The following is a 14,200-nucleotide window of genomic DNA, read 5'->3' on the forward strand; positions in this document are numbered from 1 at the left end:
GCGGACCTGGAGGCCCGGAACGATGATGAACGAGGGCTGCTCCACCTGGCCGCCATGGTGGATGACGCGCTGCTGGTGAAAACGCTGCTCGACCTGGGGCTCTCCACCTCGGAGGTCGACGGCGAGTCAGCCACGCCGCTGCACCTGGCCGCCGACCACGGCGCGGTCTCCTGCATTCCCGTGCTCGTCGAGGGTGGCGCCCTCATCGATGCGCTCGACGAGAATGGCCGGACTGCTCTCTTCAACGCGCAGTCACCAGACGTGGTGCAGGCACTGCTCGACGCGGGCGCCGACCCCAACGCGGGCGACGGCTGGACGCCGCTGCATCAGCACGTGTGCTTCAAGGAGCGGGGCCCGGTCATCGAGGTCCTCCTTCGCGCCGGCGCGGACGTCACCCGGAAGGACGCGGGGAACAAGACCCCGGCCGAGGAGGCGCTGAGCCACGAGAACCCGCACCTCGCCGAACTGCTGGGCTGGCGACGGGGAACCTGACGGTGGAAGGGGGGCTTCCCAACGCGGGGCGGAGGACCTGCTCGTGGTGGGAGGCTCGCGCTGACGCGGTTCGCCCGCATGGGTGGAGCCTCCCCTGGCCCCTACGGGATTCCCGTAGGCGCCGGGCTCCAGACCGAGACTTGTGACATTCCTGGTCACAATACCCAGTCATGAGGCATTGTTTTGTAGCGCTTCATGTCACGTGCGAGGTCCCGTCAGCCTTGGGTCGCTGGTGACGTGTTTGTGTTTGAATGGATATTGACGCCGGGACTGAAACACTGGTGTCGGCCCTGGAAACGTCAGACGAATCACATACCATGTGCGCGGTGCCATCGGTCCCGATGTCACCACTCTCTTCTTCCTTTGAGGTGCGTGATGTCTCTGTCGAGAATCGCTGGAAAGCAGTGGCTGTGGTTGTGCGGACTTCTCGGAGGCGCGGTGGCGCTCGGTGGCGGCTGTGGCGCCCCTGACACCGAGGTCGAGCCTCAGCCCTCCGTGGAGCAGTCGCGGCCGCTTGCCACGTGTAATCCGACTTCGACTGGTATCACCATCTGTGGCGTCGTCACGACGGCGACGGGCTCGCCCGTCGGGGGGGCGCGCGTGGACCTGCGTGGCACCGTGACGACGACGGGCGCGGATGGCTCGTTCGCCGTCTCCGCGGCGGTCCCCATGGGCTCCGCGCTGAGCATCACCTCTCCGGGGTACATGCCGCACGTGGGCGCCGTCACGCGCAACGTGCTCGGGGCCCGGTTCGTGCTCCACACGCTCCACACGCAGTCCTTCACCCAGGGCGTCGCCAACGTGGTGGACCCGCGCAGCGGCGCCTCCATCCAGGTGAACCTGGGCGCGCTCCAGGGCCCGGGCGGTGCGCAGCCCCTGCCGCCGTTCACGGTGGGCGTGCGCTACATCGACACGGGCCTCTTGGCGATGCCGGGCGCGGATGCCGCCATCAACCGCTCGGGCCAGGCCGTCTTCCTGGAGTCGCGTGGCGCCATCTACACGGAGGTTCGTGACTCCAAGGGCACCGTGCTCACGCTGCGCCCCGGCGCGACGGCCCGGGTCTTCATCCCGCTCACCAATGACATGGCTGGCACGGCCCCGGGCAGCATCGCGCTGTGGTCCATGGGCGCGGGCTCCAACGTGTGGAACCAGCAGGCCGCCACCGCCACGCGCGCGCCCAACCCGGTGCAGTGCTCCGTGCGCGAGACGATGACGTGTGATCCGAACGACTGTGCCCGCATCTCTACCAGCGGCTTCGCGGGCAACACCAGCGAGATTGGCTTCGTCAACGCGGACATCGAGAAGACCAACCCCGGCTGCCTCCAGGTCGTGGTGAATGCGGCGGCGCTGCCGCCCGGCACCGTGCTGCCCATCTGCCTGGAGATCGAGATTCCGATTCCCTCGGGCGGTACCCAGACGCGCAACCTGTGCGTGGGCGCTGGCACGGATGTCCTCTACAACATTCCGGCCAACGTCAACCTCACCGTCCGCCAGGCCTCTGGCTTTGGCTGCCCGCCGCCGCCCAGCACCAGCGTGACGGTGAACACGGGAGCTCCGTGGGGCGGCACCGGCGTGCCCTCGAGCCCCGGCCAGTGCAATGGCGTGCTGACGCTGCCGCCGCTGCCCTGATTCGAGCGTGACAAGGGACTCCGGCGTGCTCTCGCGCCGGAGTCCTGTCATTGCGGGCTCATGTTCGTCCGCTCCCGGACACGGGGTCGTCGTCGTCCAACTTCCGACACCCATCCGCGACTGACAGGCGATTACGAGGCCCCGCTTGACCGGAGACCATCGCGGCCTCCGAATGCATGCCATTTCAAAAAGGGCGAACCCCCGTCCGCCGCTGCCGCCCGACTGTCATTGGCGCGGGCACGCTGGCCAGGGGCTTCGTGCTCTTCCTTCGCGGCTGGAGTCCCGCGTGGCTCTTCTTGCCGGACCTCATGACGGTCCGGACTCGACGCAGCTTCACCACCCCCGTTGGAGGTCGCCCGTATGAGGGATGTCGCGCAGTCCCCCCTGTCTCTCCAGATGTCTCGTGGCAGTGCCGCGGAGCTCGTCCGGAGCATCCTGCCCATCCTCTACGGCGTCGACGAGCGCTCACCCCGGGCCGCCGCGACGAAGCACTACCATCCCGAGGCCACCTTCCAGGACCCGTTCATCGCCGTGCAAGGCGTGGAGCGCATCAGGCGGGTCATCTACGTCGGCCGGGCCTTGCTGTCCGGGTGTCGCATCGAGTTCGGTGATGTGGCGGAGACCGTCCGCCCGGATGGCTCGCACGTCGTGCTGGCCGACGTGACGTGCACGCTGGTCTTCAAGCACTTCCTCGCGTGGCGCCCCTGGCAGCTGCTGGTCGGGGACTCCTTCACCTATCGAGCGGTGCACAAGCTCGTCCTCGACGAGGACCTCAAAATCACCTCCCACGAAGAGCATCTCAGCGTGCGCTCCGTCCTCGAGGCCGTCCCGGTGGTGCGCGCGCTGTACGCGCTGATGGTGAAGACGGGTTCCTCCGGCTGCACCTCGGACTCCGGCTACACGCTGAACCAATACATCGCGGGCGACCGGACGATTCGAACGGTGCTCTGACAGGGCGCACCGGGTGTGGGCCGCGCGGGGCCGGGTGGCCCCGCGACTTGCCCTGGAGCGGTGGCCCGTCAGGGGGGCTGCGTCAGCACCAGCTCGTTGAGGAGTCCCAGGTCCGTGAGTGCCCCGGGTTTGATGACGAAGCGGTGCTGGCCGTAGTGGCCATCCATGCTCAGGACGTGCTCGCCCGGCGTCAGTCCCGCGACGATGAAGTGACCATCCGGCTCGCGGATGCTCAAGGGGTGGTAGATCCGTTTGTCGATAGTGAACGGCATCCCCTCGCCCTGGCCGCCCTTCGAGGTGACATCGATGCGGCCCACGACGGCGCCGGTCTCCTCCAGGTGGATGTCGGCGACCACACGCTGACCCTTTGTGCCCGTGACGGTGACTTCGCCGGCGCGGCCGTCCTCCAGCCAGGCCTGGATGGTCCCCGTGCCCTCCGGGAGATTCACCACGAAGGCCGAACCCTCGAATCGGATGTGGTCGTAGTCAACGGGGCCGTTGCCGCACCACTGCCAGTACCGCGAGGGCCTCACCAGGGCGATTCGAGCGCCGGGAGCGGGAGTCCCATCGGGCAGAAAGACATGGCCAGCGACCTCGAAGGGCTCACGCTCCTCGCGTCGGGGCGGTTCGACGATGATGTCTTCCTCGTCCGTGTCGTAGGGCACCTTGATGAACGCGGGGACGCCGGGAGACAGCTCCACCTCCACCTCTCCATAGAGCGAGGTCCGGCCATTGAGGCCAGACACGGAGGCGGTGCGGCTTCCCGCTTCGACCGTCCCGGTCCAGGTCCCATTCTCCTGCCGGCGCAGTGGGAGGGAGACGACGACAAAGTCCATGAGGTCCTTGTCGCGGGACTTCTTGATCCGGGCCCCCCGTCGATGGCGGTCGCGGAGCGGTTGGACCGTCACGTGTGTGAAGCCCGCGAGCTGGATGTCCAGCCGGGCTTCTTCGCCTTGCCGGACGTCGACGGTGCGAGTCGCTCCCCGTCCCTCGGACGTGAAGGGATGGATTTCATTGGACCCCGGTGACACCCCATCCAGCACGTAGTGGCCCTGGGCGTCAGTGATTGCCTGGGTGGGCATCGCGCGGTGTGAGGAGGCCATCAGGCGGACCCCCTGGGCGGGAGTCCCATCGTGCTGGAGGACCGTGCCGGTGACGACGGCGCCGGGAGGCAGCGACAGCGTCGCGGTGATGGTGCCTCCGGCGACGAGCCCAAGGTCCAGCGAGCAGCTCTCACCATGGCCCGCGCCGCGCGCGCACAGATAGAAGCGGCCCGGGCCCGCGGTGGGAAAGAGGGCGACGCCCCGCGCATCTGTCGTCGCGGATTCCAGGGGCTGAGCCAGGTCGAGGGTCTTTCGAATGATGGCGACCATGACTCCGGCGAGGGGACGTTGGTCCTGGGCGGAGACGACGTGGACCTCGGCGAGGCCTGTCCCATGGAGGGTGGGCGGCCCCGTGGGCATGCGTGGCTTTGGCGCGGGAGGCGGAGGCGCGGGAGCTTGAGGCACGGGCTCGCTCGGGGCGGGGGACAGGAGGATGGCGGGAGAGGGGCCCGCGATGACGGTCCGCGGTGCCATCAATTGCTGGCGCAGCAGCGCGCCGAGACCGAGGGCGAGGACGACTCCCGCGGTTGCGACCCATCCAGCTCCTGCTCGCATGGTGTGGACCTCCCTGGGGCCTCGCGCCACGAGGTCTGGGCGAGAGGATGGAGATTAGCATTCCAGCTCGGGACGGGTCAGGGCGGGTTTCCGTTCAGACGGGCCCGAGTGGTCGCGAGCACCCCTTCCTCGCTGTGAAGGACGCGGGAGTAGGGTAGGGTGTCCGCCCTTCTCGCACGTCTGGATTCAGCCACCGCATGTCCACCGATGTTCCTGTTTCAGGAGAGACCCAGTCGCCGCCATCGCTGGGGGCGCGGCTGCGCGCGCTGGGGGCGGAACTGGCGTTTCCCGTGGGGCTCTTCTTCATCAGTCGGCTGGCGCTGTTCCTGCTCGCGCGCGTGTCGCTGGTGTTCGACAACAGGCTCCACCGTGCGCCCTTCCAGCAGACGAGCCTCGCGGGGTTGGATGCGTTTTGCCGGTGGGACTGTGGTTGGTACACGGAGATTGCCCAGCAGGGCTACGCGCGGCCGCAGGCCACCAACTTCTTCCCGCTCCTACCGGTGTTGGGACGCCTGGTGAAAGAGACCACGGGCTTGAGCATCCAGGTCTCACTGGTGCTGGTGGCGAATATCGCGGGGCTGCTGGGGCTCATCGTCCTGTATCGGCTGTTTCGCATGTTGGAGGGCGAGGACACGGCGCGTGTTTCACTGCTGCTCTTCACCGCGTATCCCTTCGCCTTCTTCCAGTCCGCGGGCTACCCCGAGTCCTGGATGGTGTTCCTCACCGCGCTCGCGCTGCTCTTGAGCGTGCGAGGGCGGCACTGGTGGGCGGCGCTCGCGCTGGGCTTCGGAGGGCTGGCGCGCCACCTGTCACTGGTGGCGGGCCTGTCCCTGTTGTTCCAGCAGCTTCGCTCGCGCGGAGGGGGGCTGAAGGCGTGGTTCCACCGCGACATCCTCGCGCTGGCGATTCCGTTGGTGATGACGTCGCTCTACTTCGTCTTCCTCTGGCGGAAGTTCGGAGACCCGCAGATCTGGTGGAAGGTGCGCGGGGGCGAGTGGGCCGGTGCCTGGGCGGGGCTGGCGACCTGGTGGAAGGGCGACTGGGCGCCCGAGGTCAGCCTCTACGTGGCGCTCTCCTTCATCCCCGGCGTGGGCGCGCTCCTTCTCACGACGCGGAGGCGCTGGTGGACGCTGGCTGTCTTTGGCCTGCCGTTGATGCTCGTGTTGTGGACGGTGGGGCTGGTGGGCCTGGGACGCTACAGCGCGGCCGTGTGGCCCGCCTTCCTGCCCCTGGGCGCCTGGCTCAGCCGGCACCCCGCGCTGCGAGGTCCCGTGGTGCTCGGCTGTGCGTTGTTCCAGGGCATGCTCGTCTTCCTCTTCGTCCACGCGTACCCCATCAACTGACCCTCTCTCCGCGAGAAGTTTGAATGAACCGGCGAATCCACCCCGGTTCAGGCCGCCGGCCGGTTACGCGGGAAGCGACTCTCAAGCTGCAAGGCGCGGTACGGCGCCTCTGCGGTTCTTCCGTATGGCGGCTTTCCGGAGGAGGGCTGTTGAGGTGACGTGCGTCGAGCGGCCCCTTCACGCATTTGAGGCAGCCTCAATCTTGCCCTGACTGAGGCTGCCTTGTGGCCTGTTGGGATGATAAGCCACGAATCGGTGGAGTTGTTCACTCTCCCGGGTAGTAATTTCGGAGCCGGAATCTTTGAGAGCACGCCCCGGCGCGACTGTCCGTGTTGATAAAGACGCTGACCGTGTTGCCTACTCTGACGGTGTGATTTCCGGCTCCTCCGCACTGGTCGTCGCCAGGGATGGTAGCAAGGAACTCAACATCAAGAGCCAGATCGGAGCGCCCGGTGAGGGTAAACTCCTGCCAGCAACCCCCAGCGCGATTGTCGGCGTCAATGGTATAAGGTGTCGACCAAGCCGAAGGGATGCCGTTGATAGGTATTTGTCTCGTCCCTTGGTTCAGGCATTGGTTTGCTTCTCCTGTGAATTTCACGGAGAGATTGAGGCCTGAGAGATAGTTGGTTGGGTCTGAAATGGTGAATTGTTGCTGGCACCCTCCGACGCGATTGTCGGTGTCGATGTGGATTGCTTCGGTCCACTCGCCAAAGGGTGCATCAATAACTTCCCACGCCCATCGGAAGCACTGCCACAGGTCGGCGCCCGGGGAACCCACGAAATTTTGATAGAAGATAACAGGGGGCTTGGTGCAATTGACTTCAAGAAGGTATGTTGCGGTTACGTGTGACTTGTTGGCCCAGACGTTTACGAAATATGTGCCTCGCGGAAGGTTGATGTCTATTCGCGAAAGCGTTCCGCTTCCGTAGTCGTCGTTGAATCCCACTGAAGCGTTGGAGGAGTTGAATATCTCCATGAGGGAATCGCCAATTGCGCTGGTTCCTCCGCCCGAGTTGATCTTGAAGGTACATTGGCCGCCTGCGCGAAGCTCTACCTGGTGGCGGAAGGTTGGTGCACCTTTGTTGACGGAGCCTGCCTCCGAGACCAATGCATACTCGACGGTCAGGTCTTGCTGTAGTTGTCCAAGGTCTGACGTTTCGCTTGCCTCCGCGGGAACGCTAGCTGCCAAGAGGATTCCAAGCGCAGACAGAAGGACGCCAGCGCGGGTGGAGCGTCTTTGGGGGTTGGGATGCTGCATTGATTTTGCTCCTTTCGTGTTGGTCGTCTTATCTCGTTTTGCAGCTTAAGTTGCAATAGTAAGTTTGTCGGTTTTTTGTTGGATTTGGGTTGGCCTCGTCCGCTGGTGGGTATGTTGGGTTTGTGTGCTCCGGTGTGGGTCTTGATTGCGTCTGTCTGTAAAGCCGGCCTCGAAATGGAGCGAGCAGACAGGGGGCGCAGGCCGGGCCGTGAATCGACAATCGGGGAATGGACATGCTCGACGCTGACCGGTGGGCCTGACAGGCGAACAGTGGAGGCGGATTGAGCCGCTTCTTCCCTCGAGTCAAGGAGTGCGAAGGCTTCGACCTGGGGGGGGCTTCGTCGACGCGTTCTCCGTCGACGAGCGACTGTGGAACGAGCGGGAAGCGCGAGTTGGAACGGGCGCAGCGCGCACCCTGGAGCAGTTCGTAGGTCTGAGGCAGCGAGTCTGCGCTTGGACAGAGTGCCGCGGTCGATTTCGCGAGAATCTGCCCGACCAGCGTGGTCGTCAGCGAGCGCTTCCTTGAGCGGTTGGGACGTGTGCCGGAGGAGTCGGAGATTGTCGCGGAGGACGTCACCGGCGTGTCCCCGAAGAGAATGGGGACACGGCTATCAGGCATTGACTTCTCTGACTTCGTCAGGAGCTGTGGGCAGGTGCCTTTGCCCCTCCGCCTCAATCGAGGGGCAGGAAGTCCGGCTGGGACGCGCTCTTCGACATGGGCCCGGTGGGCCCGTCGTTGAGGATGCACTCGCCAGCGATGGGCTCGGAGACTTCGCAGCCTGACTTCGGGTTGCCCCAGCGCTCGGTGCGGTTCAGCCAGGACAGGCTTCCCGTGAAGGTGCCCGGCGTGCGCCAGTCGAAGGGCACCAGCGCGCTCCACGTGTCCCAGGCGATGCCGCGTCCGGTGTCATCCGCCAGGAAGTCGCCGTTGGGGAGGTTCTGGTAGATGTGCCGTGCGGCATCCGCGTAGACGCCGTGCGAGCCCTGGGCGGAGAAGAGCTCCGGTCGCCAACCCAAAAGGCCCATGCCCTTGTCGCCATAGGTGAACGTCTGCCCGCTGGCGTGCTGGCTCAAATAGACCTGCGACGGACGGCCCTCCACGAAGCGCACCGTGGCGTGCTCCCAGTCCCCCACGTGATTGCCAAAGGTGGAGTACCCACCCACGCAGCCCCAGGGCGAGTACCAGCCGATGCAGACGCGCTTGCCATTGTTGTAGGGGTAGAACATCCAATACACCACGTCCGTCGTCGACGTGGGCTGCCCGTTCACGGTGCGCGTGATGAGCTCCGCATAGACAGGCACCGGCGTCTGGTTCGGCCGCTGCCCATCCAGGAACTGCGGGTCCGTGCAGGAGTCACAGCCCAGCGCCTGATTCGTCACCTGATGACCGCCCTCCACGTGCACGTTGGCCAGGTGGAACTCGGTGGAGGAGGGGAAGTAGGCCTCGCCCGGGTGCATCCACACGCGAGGGGCGAAGGCGGCGGCCGTGGCGGCGCTCACGGGCAGCCCCTGAAGCTCGGGGTTCGCCGTCGCGCTCTTGTTGATGGCCCAGTAGCGGCTGCCTCCCGTGTCGGAGTGACTGGGGCGCGCGACGAAGGTGGTGGCGGGAAGTCCCCGATGATCTCGAACCAGCGGCTGCCAGAGGCCCACGTCGTTGTTCGCGCCGGAGCCGCTGTCATTCCACAGCGCGCTCGGGTTGGCGGACACCACGTACTCGTTCTTGACGCAGCGGATGAGGTCCGTGGAGGGCTTGCCGTAACCCAGCACGCCCACCGCGCCCAGGCAGGTGTAGCCCGCGGGCGCGACGGGTTCCCAGAACGAGCCATCGTGCGTTCCGCCCGAGCCCTTGTCGTCCCACACCCAGACGTAGTCCACGGGCCGCGCGAGCAGGTCCCCCTCGCCCTGAACCACCAGCGCCGTCGAGGGCGCGGGGCCTCCTCCGCCGTTGGGCATCGCGACATCGCCCAGGGAGTAATAGCCCGGCGACTGGGCAAGGTTGGGGCGCCAGATGGAGACGTCGTCGTTCGAGCCCGTGCCGCTGTCGTCGTAGACCCACTGGAACGTGGACACGGGCTTGACGAGCAGTCGCTGGCTGAAGCGCAGCGGCGCCCTGTCGGAGACGAGGGTGAGGTCCGCGCTCTGTCCCGGTGAGGCCGTCGCCGCGACGAGCTTGTACGTGCCGGGAGCCAGCGAGACGGAGAGCCGCGCGCCCAGGTTGCCCGCGCTGTTGTCGTCCTCGGCGAGCACGTTGCCGCTCGCGTCGAGCAGATAGAGATAGGCATCCACGGTCGAGGTGAGGGTGAACGTCACCGTCGCGGTGGGGCCCGCGTGGTCGACGATGAACGTGCGATTGCCGGGGTGCGTGGGACTCCGGCCGCCCGAGCCGAGCCAGCGCCCATACACGGTGTTGCCCTGGAGCCCCGCGAGGGACGCTTCCGTGTCGCGGAGCGCCGTGTCCTCCACGGCCTCCAACGAACCACCACATCCCAGAGCGCCCACCCCCAGCGATGACAACACGAGCCAGCGGAGTGAACCCAGACGTCCAGCGAGCATACGGGCCTCTTCATGTCCCTGCGTGGACGCGCAGGATGCCCTCAAGTCTCTTCAAGACACCAGTCTGGCGTCTGGAAGGAATGCGTCACGACGGCGGAACCGCGAGCTGGAACGTCAACCGCACATTGTCCGAGCGCAGTCCCAAGGGGCCTTCGAGCGCGAGGGCCTCCGGGGGAAGGTCGCCCTCCCACGTCAGCGCGTCATCCGTCCACACGCGCAACGTCACGCCTCGCAACTCCGTGCGCAGGGTGTGCTCCTTGCCCCAGGAGGGCGCGCTCACCGCGCCGCGTCGAAAGGGGGGGACGGTGACATAGCCCCGGTTGCCACAGTCGCTGCTCTTGTCCTGGTCGGGATTGCGCTTGTAGTTGACGACGACGCCTGCCTTCGGAGCGAAGCGCCACATCACATACAACACGTTGCAGCCGTCCCGCGCGCGCAGCTTGAGGCCCACCTGCTGACGCTGCTCACCGGACTGCAAGGCCCGCTGCTCGTCGGTGGGCGCTCGAGGCAGGAAGCGCAGCTCGGCGCGGGCCGCGATGTCCGTGCCGGGCACGAAGGCTCGCAGTCGCGCTCCATCCACGTCGAGCCACCCATCGGGCCGCTCGCGCAGCGCGCCCTGCGTCACCTTCAGCTTCGACAAGGGCACCGGGGCGAGCGTCGTCATGGGTTTCCTCGCCGGAGGAGGTCGCCCCCACCCGAGGCCCAAGAGTGCGCCCAGGCCCAGACAGGCCACGAGGACTCGACTCCGGGCCATGGTGGACATCAGGGACGGGGCGTCCCGAGGAAGGCCGTGAGCGCCTCCAGGTGGGCCGTCAGGTAGGCCTGTTCCGCGCGCAGCCGAGCCAGCTCCAGCAGGAGGTAGTCCCGGAACCGGCGAATCTCTCGCGTCTGGAGCGCCTCCACTTCCTTGAGCTGGCCCTCCAGGTCCGACACGAGCGCGGACACCTCCCGCAGCCGGGCCTCCTCCGTGCGGTGTCGCGAGCGCAGCTCCACCAGCAGCTCGGAGACCTCCTGGTGCACGCCCTCCACCTCGTGCAGCGTCGAGCGGCGGCGTCCCTCGCGCGCCCGGGCATTCGCCTTGCCCTGCCACAGGTGCCCCAGGTCATACGTCAACATGACCTGCCCGAAGAGGGGGACGTCCTGGTCCAGGTCGAAGACCTCGTCATAGCCTCCGCGAACGCTCAGCTCCCAGGCCTTGGCCCGGCGCAGGCTCCCGGTGGCGACCTCCACCGCGTCATCCGCCGCGCGCAGCTCCTCCAGCAGTGATTCCAACCGCTGGCCCTGGGGGAAGGCGGGACGCGAGGCGAGCCGCTCGCGCGCCAGCGTCGTGTCCGTGTTCAGCGAGCGCAGGTTGTCCAAGCGCACCTGCACCGCGTTGAGTTCTTCCAGCGTCGCCCGGCCATCCTTGAGGTCCGCGCGCAGGGCGGTGACGAGCGCCTCAGCGCGGGGCAGGGCGTCCTGGAGCACGCGCGCCCGAGCCTCCAGCGCGGAGTTCTCGCCCAGCCCCGTGCCCTGTCGGACGGCGGCCTGGAGCGAGGAGAGGGCCTGGTGACGCCGGCATTCGGCCGCGGCGCGGCGGTGGATCTTGTGTCCCCGGTACAGGCCGACGAAGTCGTAGCTGATGCCCGCCGTCACGCGCAGCTTGGGCTTGCCCAGGGCGGTGCCACCTTCGGCCTCACCGGTGTTCACCGCGCCGAACGCGCCGAACACCTCCGGGGCCAGCTCCAGCGCGGCCTCCGCCTCGCCCAGGCCCCGCACCCAGTCGCAGTAGCCCGCGGCGCGCCCTTCAACGCGTGCATCGGGAGGAGAGGGGGCGTCGGGTGGCGCCGCGAGGGCCGCCGGGGTTCGCGCGGCGAGGCACAGCAGCACGCCGCAAGTGAGGGTCTTCCGCATGGGGCTTCTCCACGTCTTCATGGGCGCCTGCACTCACAGCACCAGGGGCGCGCGGCCCAGGTGCAGCAGGTCCTCGCGCGCCGATGTGGAGTCCGTGAGCTTCACCTCCACCATCACCCCGCGCAGCATGTGCTGACGGATGGGGTGCTTGATGGAGACCTCGCCCTCCAGCACGCGGCCCACCACGCCCACCTCGCGGCACCAGACGACCTTCGCGGCGCACGCGAAGAGGGGCGTGCCCACCGCCGCGTTGTTCAGGTTCTCGTACGGCACGAAGGCCACCGTCAGGTCCTTCTCGATGGCGCGCAGATAGGGTGAGGCCCGCAGCGACGCGATGAGCGCCTCGTAGCGCTGGGCCACGTCCTCGAGCGCCTTCAGGTCCTGCTCCAGGCTGCGCAGCGTCGCCTCCGCGCGCGCCTGCTCCAGCACCGAGTGCGTGTACTCGCGCTCCAGGAGGAGCACGTCCGGGGTGATTCCCGCCGGCGTGCCGTCCTTGCCCATCCCGTCCTGCACCGCCGTCAGCCCCGCGAGCTCCCGGTGCAGCGAGTCCACTCGCGTCTCTAGATCCACGGTGGTCTGCGCGAGCGACAGGTTGCTCTGCGCCAGCTGCGCCAGGTGGTGGTTGATGGTGAGCTTGTCCTCCTGCTGGAGCAGCCGTGCGCCGTACATGGCATCCGTGCGCGCGCGCGACAGCCCCGCGTAGGCGCGGTTGGATTGGAGAATCTCGGCGCGCGCCCGGCTGTACTCCTGGCGCAGGGAGGCCAGCCGCTTCGCGACGCGGTCCTTGGACGCGCGCTCACTTCGCAAGGCCACGAGGAAGCGCTGTTGGAACGCGTGCTCCGAGGACACGGTGCGCTCGGCGTCCTCGATGCGATTCTCCACCGAGCGCCGCTCGGCGACGACGTGGTCCCTGGAGGACGTCTGCGCCGCCAGCTGCGTGTTCAACGAGAGGATTTGAGGGTCCGTGGGAGACACCACCGTGGGCGTCACCCAGCCGTGGCTCAAGAGGAAGAAGCCCTGGACCGACAGGAAGGACACCAGCGCCGCCAGGATGAGCCCCAGGAGCACCGAGCCCAGGAGCTTGTACGTGGACACGGCGATGGCGTTGATGCGGTTCGCGACGCGTTGGTTCATGGAGAACCCTCTCCGGCGGGGTTGGGCGGCAGCCCACCGCGGTTGTCCGCGGTGGAAGGTGCCGGGGCGGCGCTGGGACTGCCCCGGGTCTCCCAACTGCCGGAGTCCAGCGTCAGCAGCGCCAGCGGTGTGAACAGCGCGTACGTCACCGGCATCAGCAGGGCCATGGGCAGGAAGCACGCCCCATGCACCCGCCGGTCCTCGGGCAGGTGCCGGGTCTCCATCCGGTAGATGATTCCCAGGAGGCCGATGACGAGGAAGTGGAACGAGAGGATGTCCAGGAACTCCCCGGTGAGGACGTTGTGGACGATGACGACGGGGTAGGCGAGCAGCAGCGCGAGCTGGGACACGTAGTGGACGGTGATGACCGGATGCAGGCGCCACGCGTGGGACAGGCCGCCGAGCAGGTCCACCAGGTTGGAGCGCCGCCACCGCAGCTGCTGGGAGAAGTAGCCGGCCAGGGTCGCGGGCGCGGCGGTGAAGCAGAACGCGTCCAGCGTGTAGACGGTTTCATAGTCGTGCTTGACGATCTGCCGCGTGAGGAACCGGTCCTCGCCGTACTTGATGGGGATGCCGGCGATGGAGCGCGCCTCCAGGATGGGCTCCAGCTCCAGGAGCACGTGGCGGCGATACGCGGTGAGGCAGCCGGACAGGCACATCACCTGTCGGAAGCTGCGCTCCAAATCCTTCAGCCACTGCTGGGCGAAGTGGAATTTGATCTCCACCATGCGCGTCAGCCAGTTCTGGTGGCGGTTCGTCACGAAGGTGCGACCACCCACGGCGGCGATGCGCGGACTGACGAATCGGCGGACGAGGTTGCGCACCGCGCTCTTATCCACGATGACGTCCGAGTCCACCGAGACGATGATTTCCGCGTCGACCGCGGCCTGGACGCCTCGGTTGATGCCCTTGCGCTTGCCCAGGTTCTCCGGGTTGCGCATGACGAGGACGTTGGCGTGGCCCTCCGCGGCCTTCATCGCCCACGCGTAGCTGTCATCCTTGGAGCAGTCGTCCACCACCACGATTTGCAGCAGCTCGCTGGGGTAGTCCTGCTCCAGCAGGCTGCGGATGGCGTGGAAGATGCCCTTCCCCTCGTTGAAGAGGGGGATGACGATGGCGACACGAGGCCGGTACGTGTCGTCCGCGCGGTCGATGCTGGGCCCTCGCAGGCGCCGCAGGAACGGACCGAGGATGTAGCGGTTCATCAACACGACGATGAACAGCAGATGGATGGGAAACAGCTCCATCAGGTCCCGTCCCCGCTCACGCCGCCACCCCTTCCCCTGACC

At 67.1% G+C, this 14,200-nt stretch carries 11 protein-coding genes; 4 read left to right on the plus strand and 7 right to left on the minus strand.

The genetic code is table 11. The features are described from left to right. The 3 genes from HUW62_RS38905 to HUW62_RS38915 form a co-directional block, all read left to right on the plus strand. A partial coding sequence (locus HUW62_RS38905) for an ankyrin repeat domain-containing protein (RefSeq protein WP_176437291.1) occupies positions 1 to 492 on the plus strand: 492 nt, incomplete at its 5' end. Between the two features lie 375 nt (positions 493 to 867). Continuing rightward, positions 868 to 2,121 carry a carboxypeptidase-like regulatory domain-containing protein gene (locus HUW62_RS38910; RefSeq protein ID WP_163866908.1) on the plus strand — a complete coding sequence of 418 codons (1,254 nt, stop codon included), beginning with the start codon at positions 868 to 870 and terminating at the stop codon, positions 2,119 to 2,121. Positions 2,122 to 2,481: 360 nt separating this feature from the next. Continuing rightward, a complete protein-coding gene (locus HUW62_RS38915) occupies positions 2,482 to 3,072 on the plus strand; it encodes a hypothetical protein (RefSeq protein WP_163866909.1) in 591 nt (196 codons plus the stop codon). A gap of 68 nt (positions 3,073 to 3,140) precedes the next feature. On the opposite strand, the gene HUW62_RS38920 is transcribed toward HUW62_RS38915, so the two are convergent. After that, complete coding sequence (locus HUW62_RS38920; RefSeq protein WP_176437292.1) at positions 3,141 to 4,730, minus strand: carboxypeptidase regulatory-like domain-containing protein; 1,590 nt, start codon at positions 4,728 to 4,730, stop codon at positions 3,141 to 3,143. Between the two features lie 197 nt (positions 4,731 to 4,927). On the opposite strand from HUW62_RS38920, the gene HUW62_RS38925 reads away from it, so the two are divergent. Then, complete coding sequence (locus HUW62_RS38925; protein WP_176437293.1) at positions 4,928 to 6,073, plus strand: mannosyltransferase family protein; 1,146 nt, start codon at positions 4,928 to 4,930, stop codon at positions 6,071 to 6,073. Between the two features lie 265 nt (positions 6,074 to 6,338). Here HUW62_RS38925 and HUW62_RS38930 read toward each other — a convergent pair whose 3' ends face one another. From HUW62_RS38930 to HUW62_RS38955, 6 genes are all read right to left on the minus strand, one after another. After that, complete coding sequence (locus tag HUW62_RS38930; protein ID WP_176437294.1) at positions 6,339 to 7,331, minus strand: hypothetical protein; 993 nt, start codon at positions 7,329 to 7,331, stop codon at positions 6,339 to 6,341. 672 nt (positions 7,332 to 8,003) lie between these two features. Then, entirely contained in the window at positions 8,004 to 9,884 is a 1,881-nt protein-coding gene (locus tag HUW62_RS38935) for a Vps62-related protein (RefSeq protein WP_176437295.1), read from the minus strand. Between the two features lie 85 nt (positions 9,885 to 9,969). Beyond that, positions 9,970 to 10,548, minus strand: coding sequence for a hypothetical protein (locus HUW62_RS38940; protein WP_240356507.1), 579 nt, complete (start codon positions 10,546 to 10,548; stop codon positions 9,970 to 9,972). A 98-nt stretch (positions 10,549 to 10,646) separates the two neighbouring features. Next, positions 10,647 to 11,777: a hypothetical protein gene (locus HUW62_RS38945; protein WP_176437296.1), complete on the minus strand. Its 1,131-nt coding sequence runs from the start codon at positions 11,775 to 11,777 to the stop codon at positions 10,647 to 10,649. Between the two features lie 33 nt (positions 11,778 to 11,810). Beyond that, the gene (locus HUW62_RS38950) at positions 11,811 to 12,911 is read right to left on the minus strand and encodes a hypothetical protein (RefSeq protein WP_176437297.1); all 1,101 of its coding nucleotides are present in this window, start codon (positions 12,909 to 12,911) and stop codon (positions 11,811 to 11,813) included. Then, a complete protein-coding gene (locus HUW62_RS38955; RefSeq protein ID WP_163866918.1) occupies positions 12,908 to 14,158 on the minus strand; it encodes a glycosyltransferase family 2 protein in 1,251 nt (416 codons plus the stop codon). The genes HUW62_RS38950 and HUW62_RS38955 overlap by 4 nt, the downstream gene beginning before the upstream one ends. Positions 14,159 to 14,200 lie beyond the last annotated feature (42 nt).

Source organism: Myxococcus sp. AM011 (genome assembly GCF_013372595.1).
Lineage (GTDB): Bacteria > Myxococcota > Myxococcia > Myxococcales > Myxococcaceae > Myxococcus > Myxococcus eversor.